13 protein-coding genes are annotated in these 18,274 nt (G+C 54.1%); 2 read left to right on the top strand and 11 right to left on the bottom strand.

The window, feature by feature from the left end; all coding sequences use genetic code 11:
• The first annotated feature begins 171 nt into the window (after positions 1–171).
• Together ACTJIK_RS16960 and ACTJIK_RS16955 are read left to right on the top strand one after the other, a co-directional pair.
• The gene (locus tag ACTJIK_RS16960) at positions 172–1,194 is read left to right on the top strand and encodes an SDR family NAD(P)-dependent oxidoreductase (protein ID WP_440648212.1); all 1,023 of its coding nucleotides are present in this window, start codon (positions 172–174) and stop codon (positions 1,192–1,194) included.
• Positions 1,195–1,223: 29 nt separating this feature from the next.
• The gene (locus tag ACTJIK_RS16955) at positions 1,224–2,033 is read left to right on the top strand and encodes a helix-turn-helix domain-containing protein (RefSeq protein WP_440648210.1); all 810 of its coding nucleotides are present in this window, start codon (positions 1,224–1,226) and stop codon (positions 2,031–2,033) included.
• A 90-nt stretch (positions 2,034–2,123) separates the two neighbouring features.
• Here the strand turns inward: ACTJIK_RS16955 and ACTJIK_RS16950 are convergent, their stop codons facing one another.
• The 11 genes from ACTJIK_RS16950 to ACTJIK_RS16900 all read right to left on the bottom strand — a co-directional run bounded on the left by ACTJIK_RS16950 (position 2,124) and on the right by ACTJIK_RS16900 (position 18,192).
• Positions 2,124–2,687 carry a DUF6620 family protein gene (locus ACTJIK_RS16950; RefSeq protein ID WP_440648208.1) on the bottom strand — a complete coding sequence of 188 codons (564 nt, stop codon included), beginning with the start codon at positions 2,685–2,687 and terminating at the stop codon, positions 2,124–2,126.
• A 13-nt stretch (positions 2,688–2,700) separates the two neighbouring features.
• A complete protein-coding gene (locus ACTJIK_RS16945) occupies positions 2,701–3,444 on the bottom strand; it encodes a hypothetical protein (protein ID WP_440648206.1) in 744 nt (247 codons plus the stop codon).
• Positions 3,444–3,692 carry a hypothetical protein gene (locus tag ACTJIK_RS16940; protein ID WP_440648204.1) on the bottom strand — a complete coding sequence of 83 codons (249 nt, stop codon included), beginning with the start codon at positions 3,690–3,692 and terminating at the stop codon, positions 3,444–3,446. Before ACTJIK_RS16940 ends, ACTJIK_RS16945 begins: the two co-directional genes overlap by 1 nt.
• Positions 3,693–3,694: 2 nt before the next feature.
• On the bottom strand, positions 3,695–4,639 hold the full coding sequence (locus ACTJIK_RS16935) for an SPFH domain-containing protein (RefSeq protein ID WP_440648202.1): 945 nt from the start codon (positions 4,637–4,639) through the stop codon (positions 3,695–3,697).
• 119 nt (positions 4,640–4,758) lie between these two features.
• Positions 4,759–9,372, bottom strand: a complete 4,614-nt coding sequence (locus ACTJIK_RS16930) for a LamG-like jellyroll fold domain-containing protein (protein WP_440648200.1) — start codon at positions 9,370–9,372, stop codon at positions 4,759–4,761.
• Positions 9,373–9,713: 341 nt separating this feature from the next.
• Positions 9,714–10,838 carry an IPT/TIG domain-containing protein gene (locus ACTJIK_RS16925; protein ID WP_440648198.1) on the bottom strand — a complete coding sequence of 375 codons (1,125 nt, stop codon included), beginning with the start codon at positions 10,836–10,838 and terminating at the stop codon, positions 9,714–9,716.
• 12 nt (positions 10,839–10,850) lie between these two features.
• Complete coding sequence (locus tag ACTJIK_RS16920) at positions 10,851–11,582, bottom strand: DUF4397 domain-containing protein (protein ID WP_440648197.1); 732 nt, start codon at positions 11,580–11,582, stop codon at positions 10,851–10,853.
• 15 nt (positions 11,583–11,597) lie between these two features.
• The gene (locus ACTJIK_RS16915) at positions 11,598–13,313 is read right to left on the bottom strand and encodes a hypothetical protein (RefSeq protein ID WP_440648195.1); all 1,716 of its coding nucleotides are present in this window, start codon (positions 13,311–13,313) and stop codon (positions 11,598–11,600) included.
• A gap of 19 nt (positions 13,314–13,332) precedes the next feature.
• A complete protein-coding gene (locus ACTJIK_RS16910; protein ID WP_440648193.1) occupies positions 13,333–16,491 on the bottom strand; it encodes a TonB-dependent receptor domain-containing protein in 3,159 nt (1,052 codons plus the stop codon).
• Positions 16,492–16,574: 83 nt separating this feature from the next.
• Positions 16,575–17,591, bottom strand: coding sequence for a FecR family protein (locus ACTJIK_RS16905; RefSeq protein WP_440648191.1), 1,017 nt, complete (start codon positions 17,589–17,591; stop codon positions 16,575–16,577).
• A 70-nt stretch (positions 17,592–17,661) separates the two neighbouring features.
• Positions 17,662–18,192 carry an RNA polymerase sigma factor gene (locus ACTJIK_RS16900; RefSeq protein ID WP_440648189.1) on the bottom strand — a complete coding sequence of 177 codons (531 nt, stop codon included), beginning with the start codon at positions 18,190–18,192 and terminating at the stop codon, positions 17,662–17,664.
• Positions 18,193–18,274: the final 82 nt, after the last annotated feature.

Genomic DNA, 18,274 nt, shown 5'->3' with positions numbered 1-18,274 from the left:
TTAGTGCCGCGGGTGGCTCAGTTTTTGAAATACGCTATCCGGCTGATCAGCCCCTCCTCCCGGCTGAATCCATTGAAAGAAAATTGACGTTTTAAACAAAGTAATCTGACGTTTTGAACAAAGTGGCTTCGTTGTACGCGCCGTAGCTTTGCTGTATAAAAAATTACCATCATGGCTATCAAAGACAATTACAACGGGGCTTTGCAGCAGCCCATCGGCTCAGGTTTCAACGGGAGATCAACTGCGCGGGACGTTATCAAAGGTATTGACCTGCATGGAAAAACCGCCATCGTTACCGGTGGTTATGCAGGCATCGGGCTGGAAACTGTGAAAGTACTGGCCGCGGCAGGCGCGAAAGTGATCGTGCCGGCCCGCGACCTGAAAAAAGCTGCCGGCAACCTGGCGGGAATAACCAATGTAACGGTGGAAACTATGGACCTGATGGCGCCGGAAACGATCGATGCGTTTGCTGAGAGGTTCCTTGCCACGGGCGAAGCGCTCCACATCCTCGTGAACAACGCCGGCATTATGTGGGTGCCGCTTCAGCGGGATAAAAGAGGGTACGAGTCGCAGCTGGCCACCAATCACCTGGGGCATTTCCAGCTCACGGCGCGGCTGTGGCCGGCGTTGAAAAAAGCGGAAGGCGCGAGGGTGGTGAATGTGTCGTCTTTCGGCCACCAGATGGCGCCATTTAATTTTGATGATCCGCACTTCAACCACCGCGAATATGAAACCTTGCAAGGCTATGGCCAGTCCAAAACCGCGAATAACCTTTTCGCAGTAGAGCTGGATCACCAGGGAAAAGCAGCCGGCATACGCGCATTCTCCCTGCATCCCGGATCGGTAAACGGCACCGACCTCGGAAGGGTAGCACCCATGGCCCTGTTCCAGCAAATGGGCACGCACGACGCGGAAGGTAATATTTTCCCGGAAGTGGCCGCCACGCTCAAGACCATTGAACAGGGAGCGGCAACTTCCGTATGGTGCGCCACGAGCCCGCAGCTGAACGGCATCGGCGGCGTGTATTGTGAAGATGCGGATGTGGCTGAACTCGACGAAGGGAATATTGAGCACAATTACGGCGACCCGGCTTCCCTGCGGGGCGTGAAGCCCTGGTCCGTGGACGCTGAAAATGCAAAGCGGTTGTGGGCGCTGAGCGAGGAATTGACCGGTGTTTCCTTTACTGCCAGCTGATACAGGCATTTATTTGTAAATTGTACGGCATGGAATTCGAAACCATCTATATCACGCCAGAGATTAAGCTTTCGCATTTTGAAGGAAAATATTTCAAAACCGAAGTGGTGTTTGAACATCATATGCTGGTATGGTTCATTTCCGGGGAAACGAAGATCATACAGGCGGAAGCAACGTATACATTCAATGCCGGCGACGTATTCCTCATTCCCCGCAACCAGCTGGCCACCGTGATCAATTACCCGAAAGACGGCCTGCCGCATAAAGCCGTAGCGATGCACATCACGGGAGAGCGGCTGAAGGACTTCTACAGCAGGCATAAACCCGCGGGGCGCCTGCAGCCGCTGCAGAAAGTATACATCTTCAAAAAACATCCTTTGCTCGACAGCTGCCTGGCGTCGCTTATCCCTTACTTTGACCTGGGAGAGCAGCTGCCCGGGGACATTGCGCAAATTAAGATCGAAGAGGCCATCAGCATTTTAAGGTCCATAGACAAAGATATGGACGGCCTGCTGGCCAATTTCGAAGAACCCGGCAAGATCAACCTCGCCGATTTTATGGAAAGGCATTATATGTTCAACCTGCCGATGGAACGGTTTGGTTATCTCACCGGCAGGAGCGTGGCTACTTTCCGGAGAGATTTCACAAAAGCCTTCAGCACAACGCCGCAGAAATGGCTGACGGAAAAGCGGCTGAAGCTGGCGCATTACCAGATCGCCGAGCAGCAGCGGAAACCGGTGGATGTGTATTTTGAAGTCGGCTTTGAGAACCTTTCGCATTTTTCGCATGCATTTAAAAAGTATTTCGGTTACCCGCCGAATGAGCTGATCAGAAGATGAGCGGCGAGTGCCGGCTGGAACCACAGCGGAAATTAAAAAGGCCCGTAAACATTGTGTTTACGGGCCTTTTAATATGCTGAAGCAACCGGGTCAGAAAGTAATATCATCTGCCACATTCCCGCCCTGCGCGTCCGCGAACAATTGTTTGTATTTTTCACGGTAGGCGTCCTGGCGCTGGTTGTATCCCTGGAAGTCTGCCTGTATATCCGAATGGATCTCTGCATTCCATTTGGAGGCGGCCACCTGGAAATCGCCCAGGGCGATGCCGTATTTGTCCGCGATCCATTGCGCGCCGTCCAGCCCGTATTCATAGGCGATGTTGCGCGCTACTTCCAGTTCCTGGTAGAAGTGTTTGTCCGTTTTGATCTGCGTTGTATACCCCTGGTCTCCGGCAGGAGCGGCTGCGTTGCTGAATTTCGGGTGCTGGTCCGCCTGTCCGAAGTACTGGCCGAAGAGTGTCACTACATGAAACGTTTCGTCCTGCTTCATCCTTTCGGTCCAAAGCAGGCTGGCTTCCTGCCATACCGGCAATTCTACGCCGAGCGCTGTTGCCACGCCGTCTTCCGTTAGTCCGTTCGCCAGCTTTGCGCAGGCGGCGCTGTAATCTTCCAGGCTAATGCCGTGAATGGGTTCTAATAATGGATTCTGAGACATAAAAAAACTGTGTTTATAAATGATCAATGTTGTAATCTTTCAGCAGGCGGAGGTAGAATTTCTCGTTTTCCGCCGCCATATCTGGCGTGATCTTGTTCCACTCGTCGAACATGGCGCGGAGGTATTTCCTGTGTAAGGCAGGATCTTTCGGGCGGCTGTTCTCATATTCCTTCAGCAGATGCGCGGTACGCTGTTCCGCCAGGCTGCGCGCCTGGTGCAGCATGAGCTGCGCGCCGGAAGAAGGCATAAATGTGTTCTGCGTCTGGCACCAGGTACAGGTAACGTAGGTGGCAATGAAGAACATTTTCGGGATCGTTATTTTTCCCCCGCATTGTTTGCAGGTGAACTGGTCCCTGATGCGTTCGAATGCGTCCAGCTGCTCTTTGTAAAAGCCTTCCAGGTCCCGTTCGCGGGCGGTCTCCTGCAGCAACGAGATATAATGATGCGCACGTTCTTCAAATTTATGGTGGCGGTCGAAGCATGCTTCCCGGAAAGTATGGGAACCCTGGCCGAAGGAAAATGCGGGGCCAAGGATCTTTTCGTCTTTTACTTCGGTCGCTTTTTCCATCATCTGGTACAGCTGCCCGCGCAGTCCGGACAGCATGCGGCCATGCGCCCGTTTGTAGGGGTCCTGGTCTTCATCGAAAACCTTCACCAGCTCCGGGATGGCCGCAGTGCACATTTCTTCCATGCGGGCTTCCAGCTTTTCCAGGAAAGTGAACCACCGTTCCTGCGTTTGCCTGATCGTTTCTTCCATCACGAGTTGTTATCCTTCTTAATATAAATGCCGTCCGTGAGCTTGATATCCATGAAACTGAAGCCGCAATAAGCGCAGTTGGTGAGCCCGTGCCGGTAAGCCCTGCCGGCGCCGCAATTGGGGCAGTCCCGGGCTTCCATGCGGGCCGCTTCGTCCGGCACCTCGCCGCCGTAATTCTGTTGGGTGAGGGCCTGCTGCTTCAGCTTTTCCAGGTAGCTGAGCGTTTTTTTCTTTTCTTCGTCAGGCATATTTACAGGAGTTTTAACAGCTCTTCTTTTTTGGCGGCGTATTCGGCTTCGTTGATCAGCCCTTCTTCGAAAAGCAGCTTCAGCTTTTTGAGCCGGGAAGCCACATCGTCCGCCGGCGGGGCTGCGGGCTGCGGCTGCTGATGCTGCATGATCATGCCCAGGGCTACGGCCTGTTTGGCCGCATCGTTCAGGGCCGAATTATCGTTGCCGATCGCATTTGCCGTGTTGAATTGGGTGAACTTGTTCATGTCGTCCACCATGTTCATGCCGGTAACGGTATCGTAATGTTTGAGCACTTCTTCCGGCAGGGTGGCGCCGGCGATGGTGAAGTTGGTCACTTCCAGCCCCAGTTCGGCAAAATACGGCTGGATAAGCGGCTGTATCTTTTCGTTCAGGGCCGAAAGGTTGCCCGCCACATCTATTACTGCAATGCCGGCCTGGGCCAGCACTTCGGCAAACTTAGGGGCAATGAAATCGCGCAGTTCCCACTCCAGCTGCACAACGGTGAGCTGGGGATAAGTGCCTGCATATTCTTTAAAGAATTTCCCCACGTCAGTAATGCGGAGGTTGAACGAACCGAAGGCACGGACGCGCACCTGGCCGAACTGTTTGTCGCGCATCAGCACCGGCGCGGGAGTTCCCCATTTGAGATTGATGAACTGGTGGGTGTTGAAGAAATAAACATCGGCCTTGAAAGGGCTTTTGAAGCCATATTTCCAGCCTTTGAGGCGCGTGAGCACGGGGATGTTCTCGGTTTCCAGCTTATATTGCCCCGCGGTGAATACATCGCCCAGCCGGCCTTCGTTCAGGAATAATGCGGCCTGGCTTTCGCGTACGGTCAGCATTGCGCCGTTTTTGATCTCCTGGTCTCCATCCGCAAATTTCCACATCAGCATGTCCGGGTGAGGGGTTACCGATTGGATGATCTCGATAAAAGGTAATTGCATATTACGGTTAACTCATGTGAGGGATAAAAATACAACTTTCGTGGTAAACGGGCAGGCTGAAGTAAAAAAAGGTATCCCGCTGCCGGGATACCTTTTTCATATGATAAATAATAATCCGCTTACCTGTTTACGACAAAAAGCCTGGAAACTGCTTTACCGTCGATCGTCATGGTCAGCACATAGGTGCCGCTCTGGAGAACGCCTGTGTTCAGCAGCACTTTGTTAGCGCCTTTTAACACGGTTATCTTACGCTGCACCTGCAATTTGCCGGATACGTCGTAGATCTTCAGTTCCGTTGATCCTTCACGGATCGCCGTGAATTCTATGGTCGCTTCTTTCGACGCGGGATTCGGATACAATACCAGCTTTTCTTTGGTTTGTTCCGGCGCTGCCGCATCTTTTGCCATGGCGGCCTGTACCGGCGCTGTGATGCCGCCCGCGGAAAGATCGATCTCCGCCACGGAAGACCAGTCGGCATTATTGATCACATCAATGGAATGCAGCTTCACGTAACGCCCGGTCTGGGGGGTGAAATTCACCACACGCGCATCCCCTCCGGCGGCGGGCCAGGCGCCCTGGGCTGCCAGCGCCCATACCACGCTGTCCTGGCTGATGAATATTTCATATTCGTTGATCTTTCCTCCGGCGCTGCCCATATCCTGCCGGGGCAGGTAACTGAGGCTGCCGATCGTAGCGCAGGTATGAAGATCGATCACCAGGTCGTGCGGATGCACCGCGCCGCCGGTAATGTCGGACAGCCAGTAGGTGGAAGGATTGTCGTCGATGGCATGCCCTGCGCGGCCGTTAGCTGTGCCTGTTGTCGCTGTTTCTTCGGAAGATGCTGCAATAGCCCAGGTGTTCTTTGCAGGGACCGGGCCTCCTGTACAGGGCTGGAAGGAGTTGCCTTCCGTCGTGATAATGAACTGCCCGAAACGGCTGATGCCGCAACTGTTGCCGAAGGTGACGGAGCCGTTCATACCCGGACTGGTGCTGTCTGCCGCGCAGATAAACGTTTTCCAGGTGGTATCAAACGCGTTTTCGGGGCGCTTGAATAATTTCAGCACAGACGGATCTGCCGCATCGCCTACTGTCACGGCCAGCCTGCTGAAAGTGATGTGGTTCAGCGGCGCAATGGAGTCGTTCGCGCCGTAGTTGCGGATGATCCAGTAATCCGGGCTTAAGGAGCCGGCGGTGGCAGGCAGCCCGGCCGGGCGGCCGTATAAGCGGTGTGCTACCACTTCTCCACCCGGCACACGGGCGGCGTTCACGTCCAGCTGCACGCCGGGTGCTGCAAAATTATACAGGCCCGCGGCTGCTACGGTCTGGCGTTCGCTCATGCCCGTACCCACAGGCGCGGTGGAATTCGTGATAAGGCTGCCGGCCACAATGGCTGCACTGCCCGTGCCCAGGGCATCGTACAGGGTGCTGGAGGCTGCATCGTACTGGTTGAACTGGTAATAAGCGACCAGGCCTGTATCTGATGTGGGCCTGCGCACGAAATGCATTTTCTCCCTGATCTCTTCCTGCGTCATCGTGTAGTTGAATATCGCAAGTTCATCCAGCGCGCCTTTGTAATTACCGCCCTGGTTGTGGATATCATCGTTGATCGTTAATGCCTGCTGTGAAAAGTCTACCGGCGCAAAATTGCCAGTTGTAATCCAGGGCGTGCCACCGTTGAGATAGATCTTGATGGCGGTGGGTGAATAAGTCACCGCAATATGGTTCCATTCTCCCGGCACCAGGTCGATAGAAGAGGTGATGCCGTAGGATAGCGTGCTGTTCGTCACTACCAGGTTGGTATTGGCCGCATAACCCTTGAAGGCAAAGCCTATCCCCAGCCTGCTTGGGCCTTTTACAGATACTATCTGCGAGAAACTTTTTTGCAGGCCGTTCGGCTTCACCCATGCGGTAACGGTGAAGGTGTTGCTGTTGTATCCCAGCATTTTCAGCGGTATGCGGGAAGTGGCCGTACCGCTGATGTCCAGCGCCTTGCCGGCCAGGGTGTCCGCCCGGCAGATGTCTGCCTGGAAGTTCACGAACTGCGTCAGGGTGATGGTGTCGGAAACATTATTGGCATTGGTCACTTTCAACATTACATTGTACCGGCCCGGCGAGGTGTACGCCACTTTAGGGTTTTCGAGAGATGACACGGCGGGGGAGCCCCCGGGGAAATGCCATTCATAGGTAACTGCGCCCGGGGCCACGGCGGACGCGCTGTAAAACTGCACGCTGTCTGCGCTGCAAACCGCCTTCCAGCGCTCTGCGGCGATATTCGCCTCAACGCCGGAAGTTTCATACAGCTCATTTTCCCAGGCGCCCCGCGAGCTGCCGAACCGGATCTTGTTTTTAGCGGGCACTACATACAACCGGCCCTTGATATAACCCATCAGTGGCAGCGTGCTGCCTACCTGTTCCCACTGCGGCATCGCGTTGTTCCTGTACCATATTTTCGTGCCGGAACCGGTGATCGTAATAATATAAACACCGCCGTTCGTACCCCGCTGGTAGGCGATATCGCTAACGGCGGCGGCAGGAAGGTTGGGCGTGGTGATATTTGTCCAGGCTGCGCCGCCATCCGTGGAATACAGCACCTTCACGGTATTTTGTGCGTTTCCGTAAGCCGCCCAAAGCTCTCCCGGCGTTTTGCCCGTTTCGATCGCCGTGATATTGGTCTGGTTGCTGCTGGCAGCGAGGGAAGGCGTTACGTCCACCCAGGTAACGCCGCTGTCTATACTCTTCATGATCTTCTTCTGGTTCAGCAGCACATACATGGTCGCGGGGTCTCTCCGGGCAATGCGCAGGGCGTTGACTGTTTCGCCAAAGTCCTTGAAGTCCGTGGCGGACGACATATTATCCGATGATTGCACCAGTATTTTATTGTTGGACTTCTTAATGCCGAATATGTTAAAAACAAGATGGGGGTGAAACTGCAGGGAGCCGAGGTCCACATCCGGGGCAACGGTCGATTCGGTGACGGTCCCGTTTTCATTCAGAAAGCCTTTGTTCACGCCATATGCCCAGTCATAATACAACCAGCGGTCCTGGTATGGATTTACAGAACAAACTCCCGCGTCCGCGCCTTTGATGTTGCGCCAGCCGCCTGGCCCGTCGAAGCTGCGAACGAAGGTCTGGTTATGGTCGAGGCCGGCGAGCACAATGTCGCTTTTAGGCGAGGACGAGAAGCCCCATATATCCATTGAGTTGATCTCAAAGCCGGTGCCAATGATGGTGCGGCCGCCGTCAGTGGACATGCCCAGGCCGCCGTCGTTCCCTACGAGCACTACGTCGCCCACGGCGCTGATGCCCCGGATGTCTGCATGCAGGTAGTTACATGCGGCGGTATAAGGTTTTGCAAAGGTCCTGCCGCTGTCTACCGATTTAAGGATGTAATCCGGGCTGTACTGGCCCTCGTACATGACGTTCTTGTTATTCCAGTCTATATCAAAAGCTTCCACATATGCCTTGATCGTATCCGCGCTGAGCAATGTACCTGCGGAAGAAATCCGGTAGCAGGGTTTATTGCTGACGAACTGCTGGAATACGGACACCATGTCCGGGCTGGAGGGGATCGTTTTCATACCGACCATGGTGGTGCCGGTCCAGCCTGTGTTCAGGGACGTGTTCAGGTTCACCAGCAGCGAAAAGCTGGCGCCTTTATCGGTTGATTTGTAGATGCAGGCCTGGTTGCTGCCGTTCCAGACGCCGAGGTAGAACTCGTCGGGATTGCTGAAACCGGCTTCCAGCCCGAAGAAGTTATAGGTCCGGTCGTTGAGGCCGAAAGGCGTATTCAGGTTGTATTGGGAGGTTCCGCGGTGATTAGCGCCGCCTCCGCTGTTGTCGAACACTACAGCCCAGGTGTTTCCTCCATCTGTGGAGCGGTATACTTTTCTGCCGAACGTGCTGAGCACCACCTGCTGATCGTCAGTTGCGAGGGAAATGAAATAAGGTCTTTCATTGGGCGAGGCATTACGGTTCAGCTGCGGCAGCAGCGCCCAGTTGATGCCCCCGTCTGCGGACTTCAGCAAGCCGGCTTCCGTGGCGGAAAACACCAGGTCGCTGTTCAGCTTATGCGCTTCAATTTCACCATAATAATAATCGCGGTTCGCGTAAGTGTTGGTGCCGTTGGCAAAGCTGCCGTCCGTCAGCTGCCAGGTGCCGCCCTGGTCTTTGCTGACCCATAAGCCGCCATAAGAAAACCCGGCAAACAGGTTCTGCGTATTGTAGGGATTTACGTATACCCGGTCGCAGAAGCCGCCGGTTACGATGTTGTTGTTCCCGCATTTGTCACGCGTCATGTTGGCCGGGCCGATCATTTTCCAGGTGCCGAAAATGCCGTCGGGAGAAGCAGGAACGCCGGTGATGGTAGTACGGTTGGCGGCTTTGTTCTTTTTCAGGACAGGGTAGGCGCCGCCAAACCCGGCTTTGTCTTTGTAAAGCGCAGCCATGTGCATCCAGGTGCCGAAGCGGTCTATCAGCTTGCTGTCCTCATCCGGATGTTCCGCGAAATAAGCATTAAATGCGGTCTGTGCTTTCCCGACGTCCGGCCTGCGTTTCATCATTTCGGAGAACCAGGTGGTGTGAGTATGGGCATACTCATACTTTCTTTTTGCTTTTTCCTTCTTCTCGGGTTCTTCATACGCCGGCACTTCCCGGCTTTCATCGCGTTGCTGTCCGAACGTAGCGGTGCTTAACAGCACCAACGCCGTCATAACGCGGGTCATTTTGTTTATCATACAAGGGGGTTTTAGATCCTGGCTTTTTTTAGACGAGTAGCGGATAGGTCTTGGTTCAAATAAAAAGTAGCAAACAAACGCGTCTGTGAGGAAGATACGGTTAGATGCGGCTATTATTGAAACTGCGAAGGTGTGAAATGACAGTGGGATAACAATTCCTGCGCTCCGGATATAAGATTTTGTTTGTTATTCTCAAGCACGTGGTATTTCATGTATTGAAGCGGGGTGCGTTCGGGGAGCGAAAGAATTGATTTTCAGCTGAAGAAGGGAAATGAAGCAGGGCGTTAAAAAAAGGCTGCCTTGCGGGCAGCCCTTTTTCGGTATTAAAAAAGTATGAATGATCACCAGTTGCCGATCGGGAAGTTCATCACGTCGTCGATCTCATAAAGGATGCTGTTGCCGCATTGGTGTTTCCTGATAATGCGCCTCGGTTGGCCGAATTCCTGTATGGGCTGGTCCGCCGCGGTGTTGAGAGTGGAATAGATATATCGCTGCCCATCTATTTCCCTGAACACGACAAATGCGTGCCAGTCAGGGAACCCATCGAAATATTCGTATACATAGTGCGTATACTCTGAAGGGTAGAGCCTGTCTGTCGCGGGTTCCGTGGTCTGTTTCAGCACGCCGTTCAACGCGATATTGAACGTCATAAAACCTGCATTGGCTACATCACCGGGCTGGTAAATGCCTTTTGCGTTCATGGTGATGTTGTTGGGGAGGAACATGATGCAGGGCTTTTCGCCGGTGAGATACTGGCGCAGCGTATCGTTCAGGCTCTTGTTCGCGGGCGTGAGGGACAGGTGATCCAGTAATGCGCCTGTGAGGTCCATTCCCGGATCTTTTTGCAGGTATTCGAGAATGTTGCCGGCCACGATATTGGTGGGCCTCACCGTTAGGGTAAGGTCGTCAAAATGTTGCTCCGGGCCGTTGTAGGTCTGGCAGCTTAACGATGTGCGGGTATCTGTTCCCGCGGGGATCACGATGCGCGCGGCATCGGGCTGCACATGGGTGACTTCCGCCGGCACGCCGTCCAGCCAGACTTTCAGCGCGGATATATCGTTGCCCAGGTTTTCTCCGTTGAGCAGGATCGTATCGCCGGCAAAGGCGTAGCGTGGATTGACGGCTATTATTTTCGGCGAGCCGATGACTGACAGTTTAGGCCAAAGTGCGGTTTGCGGGCCGACGTGCACGACAATGCCGCCGGTCAGCACTTTATCGGGAACCAGCAATTGCAGCTTGTTTTCCGACTGGCTGAGGATGCGGGCGGGACGGTCGCTGATGAAGACTTCCGTGGACAGCCCGGTGAGGTGCAGGTTTTTCCCCGTAAGCTCCAGCGTGTCGCCGGACTGTACGCTCTGGCGGCTCACAGCCGTGATCTCCGGCACAGGCAGGGCAGGGGTTTCATCTTTGTCCCGCTTGCAGGATGCCAGCATTGTTATGGCTATAACGGTATATACTATACGCATTTCTGATCTTGTTTAAAAATTGAGAATGGCGGACATGTTGACGGTCGTATTGGGGTCTTCACCCTGCTGCTGTATGTAACCGCGGAAAATGAAAGTGTAGGAGCGCCCCGGGAATGTGGCAAATGTTTTCCTGACCAGGTGCGGCTCGTCTTCCGCCGCGCCTGTCCTTTTCACTCGGAAAGACGGGTTTTCGGCCGCCGGCACTTCAACAAAAGGCGTGATGGTCTTATATACCATACTGTCCAGCCCGGCCACTTTCCCGGTATCGATAAAAAAATCCAGCGGCCCGCTGTCCGGCGAAAGATGCACAAACCTTATACGGGCTTTGTTTTCCGGCCGGTCATTGATGTTTTCCTCAGACATGAGCACCTGGTAATAACCCAGGCTGTCCGCAAGGTAAAACGTGTACCATTTATCCTTGTCGAGCGTAGTATATTTTTCAGCGATCTTCGTTTGCCAGCTGGTATCGGTAAAGCCGACACGATGGCTGCCGGGCGCCAGCCAGTTGTAGGCGGCGGGGTTGAACACGCCCATGCCGGAGCCATTGATGTCGTTGTAGCTCCTCGTCGTTATAAAGGCCGTATCCACAAATACACGGCTGGATTTGGCGGTGAATGCCGTGCTGCCGTTGTAGATCATCACATGGGCAACATCGGGGGAAGCCGGTATGTCCGTAGCCTTGTTGCAGGCCATCACCCAGCATACAGCCGCCGGCAGCAATAATTTTAAAAGAGTATTTCGCATAGATCGGATCGTTTATTATCGGGTGATGGAAATGGTGGTGAAATGTACCTGGTTAAAGAAATCGAACCGCGCATAACCGACGTACAGTTTCCCGAACTGGTCGAACAGGATGCGGCTTACCTGGCCTATAACAGCGGTTTGCCCTGGTTGCGGCTTCGTGGCGTCCGATACGCCATGATCTATTTTATAGCCGGCTATTTTGAACACCATTTCCTTGTTCACATCTATTTTGTAGATGCAGCGGGGCTCGTCCACATAGATCTGCTCGTCGTACCCGATAAGGATATTGCCGTCGAAGTCCGCATCAAAAGAAGTGATGGTGCGCATGTCCACTTCCTTGAAAGTGCCGGAATATTGGAAGTTGTCCGGCGCATTCACGGCTTTGCCAATGATGGTCGTAACTTCTTTTGTAACCGGGTTGAATTCCCGCACGCATTCTTTCATTTCGGCACTGCCAGCCCCTTGCGCGAGGTATATTTTACCGTTTCCACCGACTACGATCCCCTTGAACGCATATATTTTGGCTTTTGCGCCGAATCCATCCGCCGTATTGGCGCTATTGTTCACAGTAGAACCGGCTTTCAGGGTTTCGGGATTGGTGCCGTCGGTGTCGTAGAACACATAATCTGCGAGGTCGTCTGCTGCGCCGGCTTCTGTGGTTACCAAGCCATCATGGGATATTTTCCGGAGTACGACCCCGCCGTCGTGCTGCCCGCCATCCAGGAAGTAAAGATTGCCCGCTTTGTCCAGTTCCATGCCTTTCACCTTGCCGATCATGGCTTTATCCGCAGGCCCGTCCACGATCGATTCAAATACCGCCCCGTTGTCGATGCAATATTTGTCGTTACGGCCTGCCAGTTTTTTTACTTCGCCGGTACGGGGATTGATCTTTAGAATACGGTGGAAGCGGAATTCGTACTCGAAAGGTTCGGTGGAGCCCGGCAGCGTCAGGCGCACCATTGGAGCATTGGTAACGGCAAGATAGATCGTGCCGTCGTCCGCGATCTTCATGGCATCGATGCTGTTCAGCCGCAGGTCGATCAGCCGGGTGGCATATTCGTTGTTGCCGCCGCCGCCAAGGGTTTTGATCTCTCCGTTGGCGAACTTCCGGATGGTCATGTTCCGCCTGTTATAGCCATGATCCGGGTTGAAATCATAAGCGCCGTTATCGATAAAATAGATTGTTCCGTCTTTATCCATACCCATATCGTGCACTGCGCCTATCGTAGCGGTGCCTACAGGCCCGTCTGCCGGTTCCAGCTCCGTGCGCCCCGTCATCAGCAAAGGGTTCACGGTTACCTGCCCGGGAACCAGGATGTCCGGCTTTTTTACCGTGAACTTAAAAGGCGCGCTCTTCACGCCGTTCACGACAATGTAGATGCTGGTTTCCCCGATCCGCGCGGAATCCGGCACCAGCACGCGGAAAGTATCCGCCGTGATGGTCTGTTTATCGTCCGTGTATTTGGATATAGGCACTTCCATCTGCGTTTGCCCGTGCGCCAGCACGGCGGCCTCGGCGTTGCCGATGAATATTTTCATGGCAGCATCTGGCTGCCCCAGTTTAACGTAGAGCGTCAGCGGCTCTCCACGCATGGCAATACCGGGGCTGGCTGTTTCCGCCTGAACAATGCCTGACTCTTTTTCCCGTATGTCCAGCTCCTTATCATATGTTTTTTTGCAGGCGAAACATAATGGGAGCAACAGCAGCAGGTAATATTTTATCTGGTTCATATGCACTGGTTGATCAGGGTTAGTAAATAAAATTAAGACCGAGGGTGTAATAAGGGCGTGGGCTGAAAGTCTGGTAGGGCCTGTCTTTTGTCCAGTTGTCGCGCTCTTTTACCACGCCGTCGTATTTGTAGTTGCGGTTATAGTCGAGGAACAATTCGCGCTTTTGATCCAGGAGGTTCTGCACGCCGGCTTTAAAATGCACATGTTTGTTCAGGCGCTGGCTCCAGGTAAAGTCCATCAGGTGCTGGCCGCGCTGCATCACATCGGGGATGCTTGCAAGCTGCTGGTCCGGCCGGTGGGAGTTATTGCCCAGCAGCACGATCATGGGGCCGGTGATGTTGTAGCCGAGCGACAGCTTGGTGCCGAGGGCCGGATCTTCGTAGTTGAGCGATGAATTCAGGATGTACGGCGCCTGCCCCTGCAGCGGGCGTTCCCGGCCGAACTGGTTACCGTCCGAACCCTGCGGCGGCATGTCTACCCGGCTGTATATCCATGCCCCGTTCACTATGAAGGAAAGGTTACGGAAGAAGGCGCCGGGGAGGAAGCTCAGGCTCTTGCGCACTTCCGCTTCCAGGCCGTAGACTTTCGTTGGGCCGGAATTGATGAACCCGATCTCGTTGATGAACGATGCGTAATAAACATCCCTGATCAGGATCTGCTCAATGGGCGCGTCCAGCTTTTTATAGAAAAAGCCGAAGTTGAACATTTCGTTTTTCAGCATGCTTTCAGGGTACCATTCCAGCCTGATATCATAGTTATCGATATTAACAGGATGCAGCTTTGGGTTACCTACATACATCAGGTAGTTCTCGATATCTGAATAGGGGAATGGGGCTACTTCACGGAATTCAGGCCGGTTAAGGGTTTTGCCGTATCCTCCGCGTACAACGATCTGCCTGGCGGGCTTCCAGTTGAGGTTTACGGAAGGCAGCACATGCGTGCGCGGATCTGTAACCAATAAAGGATAGTTGGCCTGCCCGGCCTGCAGTGAGCCTATGATACGAAGACGGTTATTTTCCACCCGCAGGCCGCCGAAAACGGAAAGGTTGGTATTTGGAACATGAATGTCTGTAGCCAGGAAATAAGACAAGTTGCGGTTATCGGCAAAATAGCTGTCGTAAGGGTTGGTTTCTTCGTACCAGGTAAGCCCGGTATTGTCCGCGCGGAAATTATCCGGGTGCATGTAATGATCCAGCATGTCTTCCGTGAGCTGGTAACCGATATGGCCGTTTTCGAAATCGCCGGTATAAGCCGAGCCGGGGTTCAGCCCGAATTGCCGGAGGTTCACGCGTCTTTCTTTCTGCTCAAAGAAGAATCCCGCTTTGGCGGACCACCAGGGCAGCAACCAATGTTCCGCTTCCGCATTGCCCTGCACGGTATTTTCGCTGATGCGCGTGTAAATGCGGCGAATGCCGAAAGTCTGCGCGGCGCTGCCTACCAGCCAGGGGTCTCCGGCAACATGCTCGGGATAAGCGCTATCCTGGCCGTTGCGGCGGTACCATATCTCGCGGGTATCGGGATCGTTCCTGCGCACGAGGGTGTAGCCCGCATTGGCGAACAGGTGGGTGTTCCCTTTGTTTTTCAGGTTCCAGTAACCGCTCAGCTGCCCGGTGTAGAGGAAAGTGCTCTGGAAGATGAGCTGGTTGTCTTTACTCTGGCCGCTGTAATCGCTTCCTCTCGACAGGATAAAGGACATCATCTGTTTGTTGCCCAGCTGGTTGACGAACTGTTTCAGTTCGAGGCGCCCGCTGTCGCCGATGGGCAGCGTATTTTGCTGAATGAGGGTGATGCGCGCGGATTGCGTGCCGCTCCGGATAACGCCTTCGGTGGAATTGGCGTTGCGGGTGTCGTAAACGGGGATGGTATTGTTTTGCGTCGTGTTGGTATAAGCGATGGAGGTGAGGTTGTTGATGTACCTGCCGCCTATTTTCCAGGCGTCGTAGTAGTTGGCCAGTATCCGTTTGTCCAGGTCGTTTTTTACCTTGAATGCCTTGAAATTATTGGGAAAGGCCTTCCAGTAGGGAGCGTTATCTTTCGGGTCGCCGGTATTAAACCTTACGATATCCGGTAAACCGTCCGGCAGTGCGCGTTTGCCGTCATCGAAGCCGAGCGCGTCGTAACGGCCGCCGGCATAAGTAGGCATGTCGCTGAAGCTGGAACCGGGGCGGTATTGGGCGGAAAGCTGCAGGTCGAACTGCCGGGTGAGCTGGCTTTTCTTGGTGTATATTTTTACGACGCCTCCCGCGAAATCGCCGGGAAGGTCCGGCGCGGGCGATTTGTAGACCAGGATGCGGTCTATCATGCTGCTGGCGATCTGGTCGTAGGAAAAAGCCTTGCTGTCCAGCTCCGTGGCGGGCGCGATGTTGTCGTTCAGGAAAGTGACGTTGTACCGGCGGTTGAGGCCGCGCACCACGATGAAACGGTCGTTTGTCACATTTACGCCGGCCACGCGGCGCACCACTTCGGCCGCATCGCGGTCCATGCTCCGGGCGATCTGTTCGTTGGAAACGCCGGACACCACGCTGCGGGCGCCGCGCACTTCTTCGATCAGCTGTGCGTCGGTGGTATTGGCCACCTTGCGGCGGGAAATGCCTTTTACCACTACTTCCTTCAGCCCCCGTTTCGGCTGCATTTTAAAACTGGCCTGGAAAGCAGCTTTGCTTTCTACTTTTATCCCGTTCAGGCTGCCGGTTTCGTAACCGATGTAGCTGAACAGGAGATTGTATTTGCCGGGCGGCACCTTATCAATGGTATAAAATCCCTTTTCATCTGTCACGGTGGCAAAGGAAGTATTGGCCACCCTTACGGTTGCGCCAATCAACGGGTCGCCGTTCTCGAAATCCACCACGCGGCCCGTGATCTTTCCGGGCACCACCTGCACCCTGGGCGATACGATGATGTTATTGCCATCGATGGTAAATTCCATGGCAGTATTGGCAGAAAGCCGGTCGAGACAGGAATGGATACCCGCACGACCGGCAAGGGTGATAGGGATGGTTACTATTTTCTTTTTTACAACGGCGGGGTCATAAATAAAACGAAAGCCTGTATTGCCGGCAATACGGTTCAGCACGGCTTCCAGCGTTTCCTGCTGTTCTGCGGCGGCTTTCGCGGCAAATGAAGGCAGCAGGCACATCAGCAGCCAGCTTAAATAAAATCGTAAAATTCTCTGATGCATATTTGTTTTTTATTGGACAATAAACGGCCGGTCCGCAGTCTGGCTGCGGTAAAACCGGGTTCGTAAATGATGATGAATAATGGTTATTTCCTGTTGACGGTCACGGTATCTCCTTTTTGTGTAAAGCGGATATTGCGGTGGGTACTGAGCAGCGCCAGCACTTTTTTGAGCGGTTCTCCTTTGGCAAAGGAGGCCGTGAACAATTCATGGCGGCATGGGGCGTCTGCAAATACAAATGCGGCGCCGTAGCGGGTGGATAGCGTAGCGGCAATGTCCTCCAGCGACTGCTCATAGAAATCCAGCTCGCCGCTGATCCATTTGCTGTAGCGGGCGCCCGGCACCTTTTGCACGGCATAGGTACTGTTTTCTCCGATCGTCAGCTGCTCATCCGGCCGCAGCTGGATGGGGTGAGGCGCTGCGCCTGTATGCACTGATACCGATCCTGTCAGCAGCGTAATGCGCATGCCCGTTTTTTGCGGATATGCCTGTATGTTAAAGGAAGTGCCGAGCACCCGGGTTTCCACGCCTTTGCTCGTTACGCTGAACGGTTTGTTGGCGTTACGGGTCACGTCAAAGAAGGCTTCGCCTTCTACCAGCAAAACTTTCCTGTCGTGTTCATTGAAGTTGGAAGGAACCAGCAATCGCGAATGGCTGTTGAGCGTAACTGCAGTGCTGTCTGCCAGCCTGATGGTCCGCACCTGGCCGGTGCCTGCATCTACCGTATCGTACAGGGGCCTTTCCGACTGAGCCATGGGCCGGCTGCCTGCGGGGCGCAGGGTATAGTAAAACGACAGTGAAGCCGCGATCAATACCGCCGCAGCGGCGGCTGCGCGGGGTATATTGAGCCAGCGGCGTTTGGCCGGCGCAACAGTGCGGAGATCGTTGCTGAACCGTTCGAATGCCTGCTGGTAGCCCTCATCGTGGACGCCTACCAGCTTGTACAGCTGCTCCGCTTCCCGGAAGGCGTGCGCCTTTTCAGGATGCGATGCAAGCCATCGGGTCCAGTACTGCACATCCTTATCAGGTGCGCCTTTGCAATAATTACAAAATGAAATGTCCGACAAAAAATCTTCCGGCAGCTCGTAACGATAATTTTCCAACGATCCTGTGTTTGTTGTTCCGTTAGTAGGACAGTGGAGGTGGACAGATCTCCATGCCGGGAAAGGGGAGTTAATGATTCCTTAACACTGGAGCGGGGGGCTGTGCTTTCAGCTGCTTCCGCAGAGCGGCAAGGGCTTCGTGTACGTAATTATAGGCGGTCTTTACCGGCTGGCCGGTGAGCCGGGCGATCTCTTCATAGCTGTGCTGCCGGAAAAAGCGCAGCTCGATCACCTGCCTGTAACGCGGCGGGAGGTTGTGCAAGGCACGCTGAAGGTTTTGCTGGCGGGCCGTTTCGTCCGCATTGCGGATCAGTATCTCTTCGTAGGAGTATTCCACTTCGTCCATTTCACCGGGCTCGAAAGGGACCGTTCTGCCCTGTTGTTTTAAGGCGGAGAGCAGCCGGTTGCGTAAGGAAACGGTGAGGTAATTTTTGAGATGGAGTATCCTGGAAAGCTCGTCCCTTTTTTGCCAGCAGTGGAGGAACAGCTCGTGGATGCAGTCGCGTATCAGTTCTTTGTCGTCCGTAAGATAACAGCCTGCGGCAAACAGCGCATGGTAGTGTGCCTGGTACAATTGTAAGATGGCATTCCTGTTATCCATTATGATGAGTAAGCGGTGAGGCGCGCTCAAAGTTACCGCATCGGCGGGCAGGGGTGTTTTAAGAAATTGTTAAGTTGGTCAC

The sequence above is a fragment of the Chitinophaga sp. 22620 genome, from assembly GCF_052044405.1.
Lineage (GTDB): Bacteria > Bacteroidota > Bacteroidia > Chitinophagales > Chitinophagaceae > Chitinophaga.
Note: the sequence above shows the minus strand (reverse complement) of the source record. Positions and strands in the feature narration are given on the sequence as shown.

Excerpts from the sequence above, each read along its gene's own strand:
- ACTJIK_RS16960 (WP_440648212.1), top strand. The coding sequence starts at position 172 with ATGGCTATCAAAGACAATTACAACGGGGCTTTGCAGCAGCCCATCGGC.
- ACTJIK_RS16955 (WP_440648210.1), top strand. The coding sequence starts at position 1,224 with ATGGAATTCGAAACCATCTATATCACGCCAGAGATTAAGCTTTCGCAT.
- ACTJIK_RS16950 (WP_440648208.1), bottom strand. The coding sequence starts at position 2,687 with ATGTCTCAGAATCCATTATTAGAACCCATTCACGGCATTAGCCTGGAA.
- ACTJIK_RS16945 (WP_440648206.1), bottom strand. The coding sequence starts at position 3,444 with ATGGAAGAAACGATCAGGCAAACGCAGGAACGGTGGTTCACTTTCCTG.
- ACTJIK_RS16940 (WP_440648204.1), bottom strand. The coding sequence starts at position 3,692 with ATGCCTGACGAAGAAAAGAAAAAAACGCTCAGCTACCTGGAAAAGCTG.
- ACTJIK_RS16935 (WP_440648202.1), bottom strand. The coding sequence starts at position 4,639 with ATGCAATTACCTTTTATCGAGATCATCCAATCGGTAACCCCTCACCCG.
- ACTJIK_RS16930 (WP_440648200.1), bottom strand. The coding sequence starts at position 9,372 with ATGATAAACAAAATGACCCGCGTTATGACGGCGTTGGTGCTGTTAAGC.
- ACTJIK_RS16925 (WP_440648198.1), bottom strand. The coding sequence starts at position 10,838 with ATGCGTATAGTATATACCGTTATAGCCATAACAATGCTGGCATCCTGC.
- ACTJIK_RS16920 (WP_440648197.1), bottom strand. The coding sequence starts at position 11,582 with ATGCGAAATACTCTTTTAAAATTATTGCTGCCGGCGGCTGTATGCTGG.
- ACTJIK_RS16915 (WP_440648195.1), bottom strand. The coding sequence starts at position 13,313 with ATGAACCAGATAAAATATTACCTGCTGCTGTTGCTCCCATTATGTTTC.
- ACTJIK_RS16910 (WP_440648193.1), bottom strand. The coding sequence starts at position 16,491 with ATGCATCAGAGAATTTTACGATTTTATTTAAGCTGGCTGCTGATGTGC.
- ACTJIK_RS16900 (WP_440648189.1), bottom strand. The coding sequence starts at position 18,192 with ATGGATAACAGGAATGCCATCTTACAATTGTACCAGGCACACTACCAT.